Source organism: Wolbachia endosymbiont (group B) of Eupithecia inturbata, from assembly GCF_964030915.1.
Lineage (GTDB): Bacteria > Pseudomonadota > Alphaproteobacteria > Rickettsiales > Anaplasmataceae > Wolbachia.
In genome coordinates, this window is the sequence record NZ_OZ034987.1 from 1,332,536 (window position 1) to 1,348,539 (window position 16,004).

Annotated in this window: 20 protein-coding genes; all 20 read left to right on the forward strand. The window is 36.5% G+C overall.

Annotation, left to right across the window (positions count from 1 at the left end):
• The first annotated feature begins 96 nt into the window (after positions 1 to 96).
• The 20 genes from ACQH21_RS06385 (at position 97) to ACQH21_RS06480 (ending at position 16,002) form a co-directional block, all read left to right on the forward strand.
• On the forward strand, positions 97 to 1,317 hold the full coding sequence (locus tag ACQH21_RS06385) for a DNA modification methylase (RefSeq protein WP_425384101.1): 1,221 nt from the start codon (positions 97 to 99) through the stop codon (positions 1,315 to 1,317).
• A gap of 15 nt (positions 1,318 to 1,332) precedes the next feature.
• Positions 1,333 to 1,812: a hypothetical protein gene (locus ACQH21_RS06390; protein WP_019236285.1), complete on the forward strand. Its 480-nt coding sequence runs from the start codon at positions 1,333 to 1,335 to the stop codon at positions 1,810 to 1,812.
• 3 nt (positions 1,813 to 1,815) lie between these two features.
• Positions 1,816 to 3,288 carry an ankyrin repeat domain-containing protein gene (locus ACQH21_RS06395; RefSeq protein ID WP_425384102.1) on the forward strand — a complete coding sequence of 491 codons (1,473 nt, stop codon included), beginning with the start codon at positions 1,816 to 1,818 and terminating at the stop codon, positions 3,286 to 3,288.
• Positions 3,285 to 5,111 carry a phage terminase large subunit family protein gene (locus tag ACQH21_RS06400; RefSeq protein ID WP_264377321.1) on the forward strand — a complete coding sequence of 609 codons (1,827 nt, stop codon included), beginning with the start codon at positions 3,285 to 3,287 and terminating at the stop codon, positions 5,109 to 5,111. The genes ACQH21_RS06395 and ACQH21_RS06400 overlap by 4 nt, the downstream gene beginning before the upstream one ends.
• Positions 5,104 to 5,328 carry a gpW family head-tail joining protein gene (locus ACQH21_RS06405; RefSeq protein ID WP_007302777.1) on the forward strand — a complete coding sequence of 75 codons (225 nt, stop codon included), beginning with the start codon at positions 5,104 to 5,106 and terminating at the stop codon, positions 5,326 to 5,328. The genes ACQH21_RS06400 and ACQH21_RS06405 overlap by 8 nt, the downstream gene beginning before the upstream one ends.
• A gap of 26 nt (positions 5,329 to 5,354) precedes the next feature.
• Complete coding sequence (locus ACQH21_RS06410; protein WP_096097252.1) at positions 5,355 to 6,386, forward strand: PDDEXK nuclease domain-containing protein; 1,032 nt, start codon at positions 5,355 to 5,357, stop codon at positions 6,384 to 6,386.
• Positions 6,386 to 7,798: a phage portal protein gene (locus ACQH21_RS06415; RefSeq protein WP_264685591.1), complete on the forward strand. Its 1,413-nt coding sequence runs from the start codon at positions 6,386 to 6,388 to the stop codon at positions 7,796 to 7,798. The genes ACQH21_RS06410 and ACQH21_RS06415 overlap by 1 nt, the downstream gene beginning before the upstream one ends.
• Positions 7,798 to 8,823 carry a S49 family peptidase gene (locus tag ACQH21_RS06420; protein WP_264377323.1) on the forward strand — a complete coding sequence of 342 codons (1,026 nt, stop codon included), beginning with the start codon at positions 7,798 to 7,800 and terminating at the stop codon, positions 8,821 to 8,823. Before ACQH21_RS06415 ends, ACQH21_RS06420 begins: the two co-directional genes overlap by 1 nt.
• A 69-nt stretch (positions 8,824 to 8,892) precedes the next feature.
• The gene (locus ACQH21_RS06425; RefSeq protein WP_264377324.1) at positions 8,893 to 9,252 is read left to right on the forward strand and encodes a head decoration protein; all 360 of its coding nucleotides are present in this window, start codon (positions 8,893 to 8,895) and stop codon (positions 9,250 to 9,252) included.
• 44 nt (positions 9,253 to 9,296) lie between these two features.
• The gene (locus ACQH21_RS06430; RefSeq protein ID WP_265028121.1) at positions 9,297 to 10,301 is read left to right on the forward strand and encodes a major capsid protein; all 1,005 of its coding nucleotides are present in this window, start codon (positions 9,297 to 9,299) and stop codon (positions 10,299 to 10,301) included.
• A 74-nt stretch (positions 10,302 to 10,375) separates the two neighbouring features.
• Positions 10,376 to 10,681: a head-tail joining protein gene (locus ACQH21_RS06435; RefSeq protein ID WP_214303342.1), complete on the forward strand. Its 306-nt coding sequence runs from the start codon at positions 10,376 to 10,378 to the stop codon at positions 10,679 to 10,681.
• A 1-nt stretch (position 10,682) separates the two neighbouring features.
• Entirely contained in the window at positions 10,683 to 11,183 is a 501-nt protein-coding gene (locus tag ACQH21_RS06440) for a phage tail protein (RefSeq protein WP_425384103.1), read from the forward strand.
• Entirely contained in the window at positions 11,183 to 11,659 is a 477-nt protein-coding gene (locus tag ACQH21_RS06445; protein WP_041581447.1) for a hypothetical protein, read from the forward strand. The genes ACQH21_RS06440 and ACQH21_RS06445 overlap by 1 nt, the downstream gene beginning before the upstream one ends.
• Positions 11,646 to 12,110, forward strand: coding sequence for a phage baseplate assembly protein V (locus tag ACQH21_RS06450; RefSeq protein WP_264685667.1), 465 nt, complete (start codon positions 11,646 to 11,648; stop codon positions 12,108 to 12,110). Before ACQH21_RS06445 ends, ACQH21_RS06450 begins: the two co-directional genes overlap by 14 nt.
• Positions 12,111 to 12,113: 3 nt before the next feature.
• Positions 12,114 to 12,368, forward strand: coding sequence for a PAAR domain-containing protein (locus tag ACQH21_RS06455; protein ID WP_015587734.1), 255 nt, complete (start codon positions 12,114 to 12,116; stop codon positions 12,366 to 12,368).
• Positions 12,365 to 12,700, forward strand: a complete 336-nt coding sequence (locus tag ACQH21_RS06460) for a GPW/gp25 family protein (protein WP_264377328.1) — start codon at positions 12,365 to 12,367, stop codon at positions 12,698 to 12,700. Before ACQH21_RS06455 ends, ACQH21_RS06460 begins: the two co-directional genes overlap by 4 nt.
• 2 nt (positions 12,701 to 12,702) lie before the next feature.
• A complete protein-coding gene (locus ACQH21_RS06465; RefSeq protein WP_425384104.1) occupies positions 12,703 to 13,503 on the forward strand; it encodes a baseplate assembly protein in 801 nt (266 codons plus the stop codon).
• The gene (locus tag ACQH21_RS06470; protein ID WP_019236496.1) at positions 13,503 to 14,663 is read left to right on the forward strand and encodes a phage tail protein; all 1,161 of its coding nucleotides are present in this window, start codon (positions 13,503 to 13,505) and stop codon (positions 14,661 to 14,663) included. Before ACQH21_RS06465 ends, ACQH21_RS06470 begins: the two co-directional genes overlap by 1 nt.
• 168 nt (positions 14,664 to 14,831) lie before the next feature.
• Positions 14,832 to 15,527 carry an ankyrin repeat domain-containing protein gene (locus ACQH21_RS06475; protein ID WP_265028112.1) on the forward strand — a complete coding sequence of 232 codons (696 nt, stop codon included), beginning with the start codon at positions 14,832 to 14,834 and terminating at the stop codon, positions 15,525 to 15,527.
• Between the two features lie 25 nt (positions 15,528 to 15,552).
• The gene (locus tag ACQH21_RS06480; protein WP_265028113.1) at positions 15,553 to 16,002 is read left to right on the forward strand and encodes an ankyrin repeat domain-containing protein; all 450 of its coding nucleotides are present in this window, start codon (positions 15,553 to 15,555) and stop codon (positions 16,000 to 16,002) included.
• The last annotated feature ends 2 nt before the right edge of the window (positions 16,003 to 16,004 follow it).

Genomic DNA, 16,004 nt, shown 5'->3' on the forward strand with positions numbered 1-16,004 from the left:
TCAGCCATACTGGCGGGTTTGGTGGTGCTGACCCCAGGCCTTCTTTAGCGTCAGAGATATTTTGAATATTAACTTTTTAATTAGTATAGCAATTATATGAATTTAGCAATCCACTACTATCCTACTCGAAACCTAGTTGAATATGAGCGTAATCCTCGTAAAAATGATGACGTAGTAAATAGAATGTGTGCTTCAATCAGGGAATTTGGCTTTCGTATACCAATAGTTGCAAAAAGCGATGGAACTGTGGTTGATGGTCATTTAAGACTTAAAGCAGCAAGAAAACTTGGTATGGAAAGTATACCAGTGGTCTTAAGTGATAATCTAAATGAACCACAAACTAAAGCTTTTCGATTACTGGCAAATCAATCAGCTAACTGGGCAAAGTGGGATGATGAGCTTTTAAAAGTGGAAATTCAAGAGTTAGAAGATTTACAGTTTGATCTTAAAATGACTGGATTTGAATTAGAAAAAGTTCAAAACTTTCTTGATGATTTAGACAGTGAAAAAGAAGATCTTTCTGACTTAGTTGTTGATGACAAAAAAGTAGAAATAACAAAACCAGGGGATTTATGGATTTTAGGTGATCATCGAATCTATTGTGGTGATAGCTCTTTAGTTGAATCATATAAAGCGGTATTAGACAATAAAATGGCAGATATTACCGTATGTGATCCTCCATATAACGTTGATTACGGTAGCAGTCAGGAAAGAGAAGATAAAAAAATACTAAACGATAATCAAGGTGAAAAGTACGAACTTTTTCTCTACTACATCTGTTCCAATATTTTAGCATATACGAAAGGAGCAATTTACATCTGCATATCATCATCAGAGTTTTCGACGTTGCAAAAAGCATTTGAAGAAGCAGGTGGTCGTTGGTCAACATTTATCATTTGGGCAAAGAATCACTTTACGCTAGGAAGATCAGATTATCAAAGACAATACGAAGCAATGCTCTATGGATGGAAAAGCGGCAATAAACGTGAGTGGCATGGAGGAAGAAATCAAAGTGATCTGTGGTTTTATGATAAGCCAATACATAACTCACTACATCCAACGATGAAGCCAGTAGAGCTAATGGAGAGAGCAATAGTAAACAGCAGTAGATCTGGAGACATAGTACTTGATCCATTTAGCGGTTCTGGCAGCACACTGATTGCATGTGAGAGAACAGGAAGAATTTGTAGAACAATAGAGCTAGATTCAAAATTTGTAGATGTAACCATAAAACGTTGGCAAGTATACACGGGAAGAGATGCCATTTTAGCCGATACTGGTAAAACTTTTGCAGAAATTCAAGAAGGAAATTCGTAAAAAGGGGCAAAAAAAGTGGAAAAAATAACACAAACAGAGTGGGCAAGGGAGATAGGAGTATCAAAGCAATATGTCTGTTATTTAGTAAAAAAAGGAATAGTTGAGCTGGAGGATGGACTCATTGACCGAGAACAAGCAAACAGGGCTATAGAAACAATAAGAGATCCAAGTCAGCCACTGAGGAGAAAAAATCCAGAAAACGAAAATACAAGTAACCTTTCCACAATGTTGCTTAAAACTCGAATAAAAAATGAAATGGAACGAGGTAAACTACTTGAGGCGAAAGCTAAGGCTGAGATAGGAGAACTTGTAGCAGTAGAGGAAGTAAAGCGCGATGCATTTAACGTAGCAAGAGTTGTCCGTAATAATTTGCTTAATATTCCAAATAGAGTTTCAGCACTACTTGCATCACTGAGTGACACTGAAAAGATTCATATGGCGCTAACTGAAGAGATTACAAACTCATTACAAGAATTATCTAATATTAAGTTTTAAATAATGTCTGCTAACTTAAGTTTAGAATTAATAAAGTGTCTCATTAATCAGCAAGGAGTGGATGTAAATGTTAGAGGATTAAATGGAAAGACACCGCTGCATTATGCAGTAGAAATTAACGAGTTTGGTATGGTTGCACTCTTACTGAACAGGAAAAATATTAATCCACTGATCACTGATGATGATGGTAAAAGTGCGCTTTCTTGTGCAAGAGAAGAAATATTACAAGCACTAATCAATCATAAATATGGATCAGAGGGAGATAGCTTACTTCACTTAGCTGCGATGTTGAATGAAGCAAATGCTGTAAGGTTTTTACTCAACAAAGGAGTTAATGTTAATGAGCAGAATGCTCTACTACATACACCATTACACTTAGCGGCAGGAGCTGGACATGAAGAAATAGTAGAAATTTTAATTAGAGAAGGAAACGCGGATAAGGATGTTCTTGACGTGAGAAATCATGCAGCAATGCATTATGCAGTAAACAACAAGAAGCTAGAAGTAGTAAAATTACTTTCAAATCTTGGTGCGAATGTCAATATAGCTGGTAGCGGCAGAAATGCAATGAAATTATCTTCTTTGCACGTAGCTGTAAGTAGTAGTAATTATGATGAGAGAGATTTATGTTTGGATATTGTAAGGTGTTTAATAAATGCTCCGAATTCCAAGGTCAATTTACAAGATTATGAAAATAAAACGCCACTACATTATGCTGAAAGGCTGAAAACAATAGAAGTTTTACTAACGCGAGAAGATATAGATCCTTTAATTAAGGATGATAATGGCAAGACACCATTTTGTTATGCAAAAGAAGCAAATAGATTAGATATAGTAAAGATTTTAGCAAGTAATAGATACGGAGCTGATAAAAACAGTTTGCTTCATTTAGCTGCCAGAAAAGGATATGAAGACCTAATAGACGGTATTCTTGGTGAAGGAGTTGAAATAGATGCTGTAGATGAGAGTGGAAAAACGGGAATTTATGTTGCTGCAAAGCATGGTCACTTTAACGTAGTAAAGTTGTTGCTAAAGAGAGGAGCAGATGCCACGGATGTTTTTCAGTATGCAATAATAACGAACAATGCAAAATTAATAGAACTACTGAGTCAAGAGAAAGAAATAGTGTTATTTGGAAGACAGAAGAACTTTCCAACATTTCATTTATTGAGCAATAAATATTTTGAAGAAAGGAAAATAGCAGACAAAAAAATAAAGAAATATACCAATATCATCTGTGTCACTATAACAATATGCGCAATAGCGATAGTGGCTAACATTATAGCTGCGGTAATGGTGGGAATAGTTGCGCTCATAGCTGCAATAATAATGAGTAATTTAATTCAGAAGTATATAGAAGAAGCACTTGAAAAGAAAATGTTTATTGAACTCGAAAGTGAGAAAACAAGTGAGTGCAGTTCTATTTTAAGTGATGTTGAAGTATCATCTAATGATGGTGAAGAGCTAGCAATATGATATACGCCACATCTTTTTCTGAAGGTTTAAGACCAGATCCCCAGCTTAAAGTATCAGAGTGGGCAAATGAGTATCGAGTTTTAGCACCAACTGCAGCATCAGAGCCAGGAAAATGGAGAACGGAAAGAACTCCTTATTTAAAAGAAATCATGGATTCACTTTCTCCGTCCTCACCAGCAGAAAAAGTAGTATTCATGAAAGGAGCGCAGATTGGAGGAACAGAAGCTGGCAACAATTGGATTGGCTATATCATCGATCAAACACCAGGACCAATGCTAGTAGTACAGCCAACAGTTGAAATGGGAAAGCGTTGGTCAAAAGGAAGATTTGCGCCACTGATTGAAAGTACACCATGTTTAAAAAGTAAAGTAAAAGACCAAAGATCAAGAGATTCAGGCAATACTGTACAAAGTAAGGAGTTTCCAGGTGGAATAGTAGTAATAACCGGAGCAAATAGCAGTGTAGCACTGAGATCTATGCCAGTAAAATATCTCTTTCTTGATGAAATAGATGCCTACCCAGGAGATTCAGGAGGAGAAGGAGATCCAGTTTTACTCAGCATAGCCCGAACTAATACATTTGCACGGAGAAAGATTTTTTTAGTATCAACACCAACGATTCATGGAATAAGCAGAATTGAGAAGGAATTTGAAGCAACAGATAAGAGATACTTTTTTGTACCATGTCCACATTGTAATTACTATCAAGTTCTGAAATGGTCACAAATAAAATGGGAAAACAACGACTCAAGAACAGCACATTATGTCTGCACTGAATGTAGCGGCAAAATAGAAAATCATCAAAAGACAGAGATGCTAGAACGTGGAGAATGGAGAGCTACAGAGGCAAAAGAAGGGGAGAAAAAAGGATTTCATCTTTCAAGTCTTTATAGTCCAGTTGGGTGGTATAGTTGGCAACAAGCAGTAGAGGATTTTCTGCATGCAAAGGAAAGTGAACAATTACTGAAAGTTTGGATCAACACAACGCTTGGAGAAACCTGGGTAGATAAGGGAGAAGTACCAGACTGGAAGCAATTATTCAACAGAAGAGAATTTTTTCCCGTAGGCACAGTACCAAAAGGTGAAGTGGTTCTCACAGCAGGAGTAGATGTCCAAAAAGATCGGTTAGAAGTAGAAGTTGTAGCATGGGGAAAAAGCCGTGAAAATTGGTCAATAGACTACCGAGTATTTGAAGGTGATACTGGAAGAGGAGAAGTATGGGGAAAACTCTCTGAGCTCTTAAATCATCATTTTATCGGTGAAAATGGTCTTGAATACATGATAAGTATGATGGCGGTTGATGCTGGGTATGCGACACAAGAAGTATACAATTGGGTAAGAGGTCATCAAGGCTCTGGAAGAGTAATGGCAGTTAAAGGTGTAAATAAAGCCCTAGTGCCACTTAGCAGCCCAAGTAGAGTTGATATAACAGTTGGTGGTCAAAAGCTAAAAAGAGGAATAAAGCTCTGGCCAGTAGGAGTATCGATATTAAAGTCAGAGCTTTTTCAGCTACTTAATATTTTAAAAGAAGAAGAGAAAGTGCCAGCAGGATATTGTCATTTTCCCGAGTATGCACCTGAGTATTTTAAGCAGCTAACGGCAGAGCAATTAGTCAGCAAGGTAGTAAAAGGATACACCAAACAAGAGTGGCAAAAAGTAAGAGAAAGAAATGAAGTACTAGATTGCCGAATTTATGCGAGAGCAGCATCTATTGCGCTTGGAATCGATCGTTGGCCAGAGAGTAAATGGAATAGTTTGAGTGGAAAAATAGAAAGTAAAAAACCTAAGAAAGTAAGACAGAGTAAGTGGCTGGAAAATGTATAACGAAGAGTATTTAGTTCAAGTCGAAGAAGCGATAAAGAAGCTGCAAAACGGAGAGCGAGTAGTATCAATTGCATATGGTGACCATGTAGTGAGATATGCTGAAGTTCAGATAAATGATTTACTAAACTTAAGACAACGTATTAAAGCTGAGCTAAAGATTGTTGGAATGAAACCGAAGAGAAAGATTGTTTTTTCAACGAGTAAAGGGATCATATAATGATAAAAATCGTTAAAAGGAACCGTATGACAAAAATTATAGCAAAAGAATATACAGAATTTTTAGAGCAGCTCAAAGAACAGATTGCTACTAGTCGTTATAAAGCAGCACTAGCAGTAAATAGCAAACTCATTGTGCTTTATCACTATATTGGTACAGAGATCTTAAGGCGCCAAAAAGAACATGGTTGGGGTGCTAAAATCATAGATCAGCTAAGTAAGGATTTGAGAAGCGCATTTCCAGAAATGAAGGGATTTAGTGCTAGGAATCTTACTTATATGCGTCAATTTGCTGCAGAATATCAAGATACTGAATTTACGCAGCAGGTTGCTGCACAATTGCCTTGGTTTCATATTGTAGTTATTTTAGATAAAGTAAAAGATCCAAAAGAAAGACTATTTTATTTTCAAAAAGCTATAGAGCACGGTTGGTCACGTAGTATAATGGTGATGCAAATCGAACGTGAATTGCACAAACGTCAAGGAAAAGCTGTTACTAACTTCAAAGATAAGTTACCTTCTCCCCAGTCAGATTTAGCACATTATACATTAAAAGATCCATATATTTTTGATTTTTTGAGTATAGGAGATGACGCTCATGAAAGAGAAGTAGAAAAAGGTCTTGTAGGCCATGTAGAGAAGTTTTTGCTTGAGCTAGGGGAAGGATTTGCATTTGTAGGTAGGCAATTTCACTTAGATGTTGGAAATAAAGACTTCTATATTGATTTATTGTTTTACCATTTAAAGTTACGTTGCTTTGTAGTAATTGAGCTAAAAGACAAAGATTTCAAGCCAGAATATGCAGGTAAAATGAATTTTTATCTTTCAGCCGTTGATGATTTACTAAAGCACGAGACAGATCAACCATCTATAGGATTAATTTTATGCAAGTCAAAGGATAACGTGCTAGCTAAGTATACACTGAAAGACATAAATAAACCGATAGGGTTGGCAGAATATAAAATTACTGAAAATCTACCAGAGAATGTAAAGACAGCCTTGCCAACAATAGAAGAGCTAGAGGCTGAGTTATCCAAAGTTTCAGATAAGGAAAAGTAATGCTGTTAAAATCGTTCAAGCAATTATTTAGCAAACCAAAGATAAAAAGTTTAGCATGGGATGCAGCGGGCTCAGGAAGAAGGGTAATGTATTGGCAAGGAGAAGCGGGAAGCATAAATAATTTGCTTTCTCAAAGCCTTGAGCACCTGCGTAGTAGATCACGTGATATGGTGAGAAAAAATCCATATGCAGCAAATATCATTGATACAATAGTAAGTAACTCTATTGGAACAGGAATAAAACCGCAATCAAAAGCAAGAGATGGAGAATTTCGAAAGAAAGTACAAGAATTATGGCTGAAATGGACAGATGAAGCAGACAGTAATGGGATAAGTGATTTTTACGGATTACAAGCTCTAGTATGCAGAAGTATGATAGAGGGAGGAGAATGTTTTGTACGTTTAAGAACGAGAAAGCTGGAGGGATATGTACCATTACAACTGCAAGTACTGGAATCAGAGCATTTAGATAGTAAAAGTAATCAAAAACTAGCCAATGGTAATGTAATAAGAAACGGCATTGAGTTCAATAGACTTGGGCAAAGAGAGGCATATTACTTATTTAGAGAACATCCAGGCGAAGGCTCATTTGGCGAATCAGTTAGAGTACCAGCAAACGATGTTTTACATATCTATAAACCACTGAGACCTGGGCAAATTAGAGGAGAGCCATGGCTTTCGAGTATACTGCTAAAGCTCTATGAACTTGATCAATATGATGATGCAGAATTAGTGAGAAAAAAGACAGCAGCGATGTTTGCAGGGTTTATTACAAGGCTCGATCCTGAAGCAAATATTTTAGGAGAAGGTGAAAGTAATGAGCAAGGAGTAGCACTATCTGGCCTAGAACCTGGAACAATGCAACTTTTAGACCCAGGAGAGGACATAAAATTTTCAGAGCCATCAGATGTAGGAGGAAGTTATGAAGCATTCATGAGACAGCAACTGAGAGCTATTGCAATAGGCACAGGGATAACATACGAACAACTAACAGGAGATTTAACGGGTGTTAATTATTCATCAATCAGAGCAGGACTGATAGAGTTTCGTCGTAGATGCGCTATGCTGCAACATAACATTATGGTATTCCAATTTTGTAGACCAGTATGGAATAGATGGCTAGAATTAGCAGTACTGTGTGGAGAACTCTGTATAGATGAAAAAGTGGCAAAAGCAGCGAAAGAAGAAGTAAAATGGATACCACAGGGATTTGATTGGGTAGATCCACTGAAAGACCAGCAAGCACAGCAAATGGCAGTAAGGAATGGCTTCAAAAGTCGAGCAGAGGTAGTATCAGAAATGGGTTACGATGTAGAAGAAATAGACCAAGAAATAGCAGAAGATCAAAAGCGTGCTAATTCTTTTGGACTTTGTTTCGATTCTGACATTAATCATAAAAGGGAAGGAAGGTGATGTGGATAAATAAACCAATAATGGTAGAGAGAAGAAGCTTTGAACTACTATCATTATATAACAGCAAACAACCTATCTTTAAGAACTCAAAGTATTTTCATATAAACCCAAAAGGAATAGCAATAATACGTATTTATGGAGTTTTGACAAAAAAAACAGAAGCTTTTGATCATATTTTAGACATGACTTCGTATGAAAATATTCATGAAGAGATAGAGAGTGCTTTAGAAGATAAAAGCATAGAGACGATTCTACTTGACATAGACAGTCCAGGAGGAGAAGTAAATGGAGTATTTGACTTAGCTGATTTTATTTATAGTGCAAGAGGAAAAAAGATGATAATAGCGATAGCAAATGATGATGCATATTCTGCCGCGTACGCTATAGCCTCTAGCGCTGAAAAGGTATTTGTGAGTAGAACTTCAGGAGTAGGAAGTGTTGGAGTAATAGCAAGTCACATAGATCAAAGTAGGTTTGATGAAAAGCAAGGTATTAAGTATACCACAATCTTTGCTGGTAATCGAAAGAATGATTTAAATCCGCATGAGCCAATGACGTCTGAAAGTTTAGAAAGCTTACAAAAAGAAGTAGGCCGACTATATGAAATGTTTTTGCAGCTAATAGCAAGGAACAGAGGTCTTTCAATTGAAAAGATTCGATCAACAGAAGCAGGTCTATATTTTGGGGAGAAAGCAGTAGAAATAGGTCTTGCAGATGGAGTTACAACATTTTTTGAATTTATCAATAATCATAGGAGTGTTAGTATGACAACTAATGAGTTAACTGAGGAAGGCTACGAGAACTGTCGTAGAGAAATTTTAGAGATAATAAGATTATGTAATGTATCAAAGATGCCAGAAAAGATAGGAGAATTTATTGAGCAGGGCGTAAGTGTTGAGCAAGCCAGGGAAGTTTTAATGGAATTACTTGCAGAGAGAACGAAAAAGACAGAGATACTGAGTGCAATACCACAGAATTCAGGAGAAGATTTAATGATACAGGTAGCAAGAAGTCGTAGGAGTTAAAGTATTTTTATAACCGCCGTATATAGCATTGATAAAAGCGGCGGTAAGCAGTTAAGGAGAGAGAAATTTATGAGTTGTATAAGCGAACAAAATAATCTGGGTGACCTATTAAAGTATGAGGTGTCAAGTCTATATTCAAGAGATCAGATAACAGTAGCAAAGGGACAAAATCTTAAACTTGGTACAGTAGTGGCTCTCGATAAAGATAACATGATTAAGATAATAGATCCAACTGCAACAGATGGAGCAATAGGTGTAATAACAAGTGATGTAAATGCGACAGAAAATGCCAAAGCAGTAATCATTACACGTATAGCAATGCTAGCAGATCATGCAGTTGTATGGCCAGCAGGTATCACTGAAGAGCAAAAAGCTGCAGCAATAAAGCAACTTGAAGGACGAGGGATCATTATCCGTAAAGCAGTCTAAGGCTATATTAAACAATAAAAAAACACAAAGGGGGAAAAGAAAAAATGCAAAATCTATTTACAAATACAGCATTTAGCATGACGGCACTAACAAATGCGATGAATATATTGCCGATAAATTATGGACGAGTTGAAAATTTAAATTTGTTTCCAAGTAGGTCAGTAAGATTTAGACATATTACCATAGAAGAACACAACGGAGTTTTAAGTCTATTGCCAACACAAGTTCCAGGAGCACCAGCAACAGTAGGAAAAAGAGGAAAAAGAAAGGTAAGAACGTTTACGATTCCGCACATTCCGCATGATGATGTAGTGCTGCCAGAAGAAGTACAAGGAATAAGGGCATTTGGATCAGAGAGTGAACTTAAAGCGCTTGCAGATGTAATAACTGATCATTTGCAATCAATGAGAAACAAACATGCAATAACATTAGAGCATTTGCGAATGGGAGCGCTGAAGGGAATTATTCTTGATGCTGACGGGTCAGAATTATTAAATTTGTACAACGAATTTGAAATCACACCAAAAGTAGTAAATTTTGCCCTTGGAACAGCAACAACAGATGTCAAGCGTAAGTGTCTGGAGGTATTGCGACATATCGAAGACAACTTAAGTGGCGAATATATGACCGGAATTCATGCCTTGGTAAGCCCTGAGTTTTTTGATGCACTAACTTCGCATAGTAAAGTGAAAGAAGCATACGAGAGATGGCAAGAAGGAGCAGCGCTGAGAAACGATATGAGATCAGGATTTACTTTCTGTGGCATAACATTTGAGGAATATAGAGGGCAAGCAACTGATCCTGAAGGAACAGTAAGAAGATTTATAGAAAGAGATACAGGGCACTGTTTTCCACTAGGAACAGCGAGCACATTTACAACATACTTTGCACCAGCAGATTTTAATGAGACAGTAAATACTCTTGGACAGCCACTATATGCAAAACAAGAGCCAAGGAGGTTTGATAGAGGAACTGATTTACATACACAGTCAAATCCTCTGCCAGTGTGCCACAGACCAGGAACATTAGTAAAAGTCGTTGCAGCATAACAATACTGGTAGATTAACTACAAGTTGGTGAGGCACAAGAGTAGTATATACCTTATTAGCATACTTATGAAAGAATGCAAGAGAATATTAAGAGATTACTAAAAGATTGTTTTGCCCATTTAGGAGAAGTGGCTTTGTATAAATCAAAGGATAAGTCATACATGGTACAAGTATTAAAGCAACAGCCAGATAAATTATACGAGATTGGTGAAGGACAATTTGTGGAAGAAACTTTAGCGTTAGAAGTAAGTGCGTTTGATGTGTTAAGGCCAATAGTAGGAGATGTTTTTGTTATAGGTGATCGAAGATATAAAGTACACTCACCGCCACTTAGAGACAAGTCTGGAATAACGTGGAAAATAAAAGCGTCTGGGGTGTAAAATGTCTATTCATATAGAAGTTGAGGTAATAGAAAGTGTAAATGCTAAAAGAAGAAAAGTAGAATTAGCAACGGTAAAGGCATTAAACAAAACGGCACTATGGTTAAAAGCGCAAGCAGCTAAGGAAATCAGTGAGGAAAAGAAGATAAAATTAACGGTAATGAGAAAAAGGTTGCTAATCTTTAAAGCGAAAGCAGGTAGGTTAGAGGTTTTAATAAGAGCAAACTTGTATGATGTAAGGGCTTCATCTATTGGCAGTATGAGAGAAACAAAAAGAGGTACGAAAACAGGAAATCATGAGTTTATAGGAGCATTTACTGCAACAATGCCAAGAGGTTATAAAGGAGCTTTTAAACGTGAAGGAAGAGCAGCATTGCCAATAAAGGAAGTTAAATTGCCACTCGAACCTGATGCTTCAAGAATAATAGGGAATCTTGTTAATTATGAAGTTGAGAAAGTCTTTACAAAATTTTTTAAACGTGAATTGAGCTGCAGAGTATGATGAATTGGAAGGATTTGCATAATGCAATTTGTACTACATTAAAGAAAGAAATATCAGCAATTCAAACTTGTGAAATTTATCCATCGATAAGAAAAGAATTATTAGCGCCAGCGGTGTTTATAGAATTATCAAGTCTAGAGCAAGGAAAAGATCCAGGAACAGAGGAGCTGGCGCTAAGAGCAAAATTTGAAGCACGAATTGTGATTGATAGCACAATCGAAAATGCTTCTCTTATTGTCAGAACATTAGCTGCTGAGGTTGCGAAAGTAGTAAATAAAAATACTTGGAACGTGAAAAATGTTTCACCAGGAGAATTTATATCAGGAGGAGGAGATGATTTTAGGCCAGAATTAGATGCATATCTCGTGTGGATGGTTGAATGGGTGCATACAATACACGTAGGGCGATCTATTTGGAAAGAAGGAAAATTTATGCCACACAAAATAGAAATCGGTGAAATAAATGTTAGAAAATAATTTTGCAATTTCGGAACTACAGAGGAAAATGGCCAACATTGTTCGTATAGGAGTTGTAAAAGAAATAGATTATGAAAAAGCAAAAGTAAGAGTTAAAATAGGAGAATTTTTAACAGATTATTTACCATGGATAACGAGCAAAGCAGGAAAAGATAGAGATTGGTCTCCACCAGATATCGGTGAACAGGTTATGATATTTTCTCCTCTTGGCGAATTATCGTTAGGAGTGGTGTTAGGAGGGATATACCAGGAAAAATACCCTGCATCAGAGAATAAAAAAGAGGTGAGTAGCTTAACATTTCAAGATGGAACAAAGTTGTCATACGATAAAGATAAACATCATTTAGAGATTGAAGTAGTAGATAAAATAACACTGAAAGCTGGAGAATCGAGTATAGAAATGACAAAAGAAAGAATAAAACTTAAGGGAAGGAGAATAGATCTAAACTAGCATATGGGTAAAGCAATCGTTTGTGTAGGGGATAATTGTACAGGAATACCGGTTCATGTTTGTATGAGTGGAAGTGAAGACGTATTTGTAAATAGTAGATCTGTGTGTCGTAGGGGTGATATCTTGACTATAGGGGAGACACTAACGCAAGGGTCAAACAGCGTATTTGTGAACGGTATGGGAGTAACAAGAACAGGAGACTTGGTATCGTGTAGTTTTAAAGTGATAGGTGTTAGCAAAAATGTATTTGCAGAATGAGAGGCATGAATGCTAGCACGGGAAAGGAATTGGAAGGAATAGAGCACTTAAAGCAATCTGTCGTAGATATTTTAACTACCCCTATTAATAGCAGAGTAATGAGGAGAGATTATGGGTCAAGATTATTTGAATTAGTAGATAAGCCAATAAATAGAGATTTAACTTTGGAAATCTATGCAGCAACAGCAGAAGCACTGGAAAAATGGGAAAAAAGATTTAAGTTAGAAAAAGTAAAAATAACAGAAGTGAAAGAAGGAAAAGTAACGTTTGACCTAGAAGGATTGTACTTACCAAGTGGAAAAAATATTCGCTTTGATGGAGTTGTGGTATAAAGATGGAGCAGCCTAACATTATTGAGCCACTGAACTTCGAAGAAATTCTGTCTCGGATGAGGGAAGAATTGGTGAAGCGTGACGCAAGTTTTACAGCATTAGTTGAAAGTGATCCAGCGATAAAGATTCTGGAGGTAGCAGCATGGCGAGAACTTTTACTCAGACAAAGGATAAACGAAGCTGTAAAGGGTAATTTACTGAAATTTGCAACGGGAGAAGATCTTGATAATTTGGCTGAGTTTTATGGAGTGGAAAGACAAAAAGAAGAAGAGGACGAAAGATTTAGAAAGAGGGTAAAAGCAAAAATAGTGGGCTCAAGCACGTGTGGAAGCAAAGAACACTATCGATATCATGCACTGTCAGCAGATAGTAGAGTAAAAGATGCACTAGTGGAATTAACTATACCAGGGAAAGTACAAATTTCAATCTTATCAACACAATTATCCACAACTGGCATAGTGTCAGAAGAGCTACTAGAAATTGTAAAAAAGCAGGTTACTAGAGATGATATAAGGGTTTTAACAGATACGATAACAGTAATTGGTTGCAATATTACGGAAATAGATATTCACAGCAGAATGAGCATAAGTCCTGTAATATCGAAGGAGGAAATCAAGAAGCAGTTTATTGAGAAGTTTGAAGCAAATAGAAGGCTGGGATGGAATGTTACAAGATCATGGATAATAGCCAATTTATTTGTAGATGGTGTAGAAAACGTAGAATTAATCGAGCCAAAAGAGGATGTTGTAGTATTGGGGAATGAGTGTGCTGCCTTAAGAAATTTAAAGATTGAGTTGAATTAATGTTACTGCCACCAAATGCAACAAAACAAGAAAAAGCGCTAGTAGATGCAACAGATTATAGGGTTGATCCAATCAGGATAAGAGGGTTTAAATTTAGATTAGAAGAAAGAATATTACCTTGGTTAATCGAAGAATATGGCCTAGAAGAAATTCTACGCTGGGCAAAAGACAAAAGAAGAGCGATAAAAGAAGGGGTAGAATTTCGGCGTTTAAGAGGAACCCCAGAATCACTCAAAATAGCACTAAAGTGGGCAAATATAGAAGATATTACAATCATTGAGGAGCCACCTGGAAAACATTTTTTTGAACTGCAGATAGGGATAAGGGATGTTCCAAATAACTTTTTTGTGGATGCAGTAGTAGAACTTGCAAAACTATCGTTACCAGCAAGATCGCGGCTAATGAGGATTTTCAATGATCACTATAACGTTGATAGGTTTATTTTAGATGAAAGTTTATTTGGAAGTTTGTTATCAGACTACTCTGGTATAAAAGTTGAAAAAAATGGGCCAGTGTTATCGTTTGGAAGAATAAATTTTTTCAGTTCTAGAGGTCCGTTAGTAGAGATTGTAGACAACTATTTAAGAGAGCATTATGAACAAGCATTTAGTAATGACATATATCGGTTGAATGTAGCAGTGCTTGGGGAAACAGAGCCTCACACAAAGGATTACAAAGGCATTTATGAAAGAAGTCATCAGTGGTATAACTTAAAAGCCCTGTATCCTCTAACTCAAAGCTTATTACCATCGATTAAATTTGCAAAAGCGCAGATTGTACTGTCAGATAGCTGGAAATTAGGAGAAATAAATAGCTGTTTTCCAGTTGGTAGAATAGAAGAAGAAGGAAATAAATTTGTATTGGGAAACGATAAACTTTCAGGGCAACGTTGGAATTTAAAACACAAGCCAATTTTAGAAAGGTTTAGCGTTACTCACCACTACAAAATAGAAAACTATACAGATCAGAAGATTACAAAATATGGTTTGGCAGAACACAACGTTTACTATAAAAATGATTTGGATTCAGAGCAAAAAGACTCAATACACGAATTAGAAAATTACATTTTAGTATTTTACCCAGGAGTACTGAAGTGGCACGAACATAGACATTTGCACAGAAGTTGGAAAAATAGTCAAGTAATATGTCTAATAAGTTAAGTACTTATATTTAGATCCTCATATATTATATTAATAATAGGTAAAAGTGTATGAAATAAAAAGAAAAGGACTTGCTTTCTCATGCTAAAAAGGACATGACTTGAATAGCAGCAGGTAAATATAAGAAATTTGTCTGGCGCTAGAAAAGCTAATTTTGTGAGGTATGAAATGAGTTTTAGCAAGTTTTTTAAAGAAGTATCAAGTAACGATATTAATAAAAGAAATGAAGAAGGAGAGACGATCTTGCATCAAGCAGTAGAAATCTCTGATTACAAAACAGTGAGATTATTAATAAAAAAAGGGGCAGAGGTTAATGCAAGAGATAAAAATGGTTATACGCCACTACACTGTGCAGTATTTGCGAAAAGCTTAGAAAATGTAAAAGTGCTGCTAAGAGAAGGAGCAGAAGTAAATGCCACTCAATATGTTACTGGATGTACGCCACTGCACTCTGCGTGCAAAATAGGAGGAGCAGGAGTTGAAATAATAAAAGAGCTAGTAAAGGCAGGAGCTGAAGTTAATCAACTGAATAAGTATGGTGCAACACCAATGTATTACATCTGGGAAAGTGAAAAGTATTGCCTATGTGATAGCAAAGAGAGTGAAAAGGCAAGTAAATTTTTGAGAGAAAAAGGAGGAATAACAAAAAGTAGAGAACTGACGTGCTATGGAATAGAGGGGCTAGTGGGAGAAATAGCAGACATGTTGAATGGGAGTTATTTACCAGAGTTAAAAATAATAGAGATAGAAGAAATAAGGAAGAGAGACAAATCGTTAATAAAGAAAGAATGTCAAAATTTAGCAAGCAAGATAATCAGCCAAGTAAATGAGATGATAGATGAGGTGGTGAAAAGGAAGGCTTAGGTTTAAAGAAAGGTAGGGGTAGATTATGATAAAGCTTGGTAAGAAAGAGAAATCTCTATTAGAGAGCTCATTTAAAAAGAAAGAGACGAAAAGGGAACTACATTATGCAGTAGACGCAAAAACAGTGAGATTATTAGTCGAAAAAGGAGCGAATGTGAATGCTAAAGATGTAGAAGGATACACAGCACTGCACCTAGCGGTAACGGAGAAACGTCTAGAAATCGTGAGGGAATTGATAAAATCAGGAGGGAATGTAAATGCGGAAGAATATGGAAATAAATGCACATCGCTGCACCTTGCATGCATGATAGGCGAAAAAGAGATAGTGAAAGAATTAGTGAAGGCTGGAGGAGAAATAGAACAAGCGGATAAATTTGGAATGACAGCAATGGATTATGCGAAAAACAGTAAGGAGATCACTGAAATATTGAAGAAAGAAATAGACAGAATTGAAAAGCTATTTATGAAGGGCTAAAA

Excerpts from the sequence above, each read along its gene's own strand:
- ACQH21_RS06385 (WP_425384101.1), top strand. The coding sequence starts at position 97 with ATGAATTTAGCAATCCACTACTATCCTACTCGAAACCTAGTTGAATAT.
- ACQH21_RS06395 (WP_425384102.1), top strand. The coding sequence starts at position 1,816 with ATGTCTGCTAACTTAAGTTTAGAATTAATAAAGTGTCTCATTAATCAG.
- ACQH21_RS06400 (WP_264377321.1), top strand. The coding sequence starts at position 3,285 with ATGATATACGCCACATCTTTTTCTGAAGGTTTAAGACCAGATCCCCAG.
- ACQH21_RS06405 (WP_007302777.1), top strand. The coding sequence starts at position 5,104 with ATGTATAACGAAGAGTATTTAGTTCAAGTCGAAGAAGCGATAAAGAAG.
- ACQH21_RS06410 (WP_096097252.1), top strand. The coding sequence starts at position 5,355 with ATGACAAAAATTATAGCAAAAGAATATACAGAATTTTTAGAGCAGCTC.
- ACQH21_RS06415 (WP_264685591.1), top strand. The coding sequence starts at position 6,386 with ATGCTGTTAAAATCGTTCAAGCAATTATTTAGCAAACCAAAGATAAAA.
- ACQH21_RS06420 (WP_264377323.1), top strand. The coding sequence starts at position 7,798 with ATGTGGATAAATAAACCAATAATGGTAGAGAGAAGAAGCTTTGAACTA.
- ACQH21_RS06425 (WP_264377324.1), top strand. The coding sequence starts at position 8,893 with ATGAGTTGTATAAGCGAACAAAATAATCTGGGTGACCTATTAAAGTAT.
- ACQH21_RS06430 (WP_265028121.1), top strand. The coding sequence starts at position 9,297 with ATGCAAAATCTATTTACAAATACAGCATTTAGCATGACGGCACTAACA.
- ACQH21_RS06435 (WP_214303342.1), top strand. The coding sequence starts at position 10,376 with ATGCAAGAGAATATTAAGAGATTACTAAAAGATTGTTTTGCCCATTTA.
- ACQH21_RS06440 (WP_425384103.1), top strand. The coding sequence starts at position 10,683 with ATGTCTATTCATATAGAAGTTGAGGTAATAGAAAGTGTAAATGCTAAA.
- ACQH21_RS06445 (WP_041581447.1), top strand. The coding sequence starts at position 11,183 with ATGAATTGGAAGGATTTGCATAATGCAATTTGTACTACATTAAAGAAA.
- ACQH21_RS06450 (WP_264685667.1), top strand. The coding sequence starts at position 11,646 with ATGTTAGAAAATAATTTTGCAATTTCGGAACTACAGAGGAAAATGGCC.
- ACQH21_RS06455 (WP_015587734.1), top strand. The coding sequence starts at position 12,114 with ATGGGTAAAGCAATCGTTTGTGTAGGGGATAATTGTACAGGAATACCG.
- ACQH21_RS06460 (WP_264377328.1), top strand. The coding sequence starts at position 12,365 with ATGAGAGGCATGAATGCTAGCACGGGAAAGGAATTGGAAGGAATAGAG.
- ACQH21_RS06465 (WP_425384104.1), top strand. The coding sequence starts at position 12,703 with ATGGAGCAGCCTAACATTATTGAGCCACTGAACTTCGAAGAAATTCTG.
- ACQH21_RS06470 (WP_019236496.1), top strand. The coding sequence starts at position 13,503 with ATGTTACTGCCACCAAATGCAACAAAACAAGAAAAAGCGCTAGTAGAT.
- ACQH21_RS06475 (WP_265028112.1), top strand. The coding sequence starts at position 14,832 with ATGAGTTTTAGCAAGTTTTTTAAAGAAGTATCAAGTAACGATATTAAT.
- ACQH21_RS06480 (WP_265028113.1), top strand. The coding sequence starts at position 15,553 with ATGATAAAGCTTGGTAAGAAAGAGAAATCTCTATTAGAGAGCTCATTT.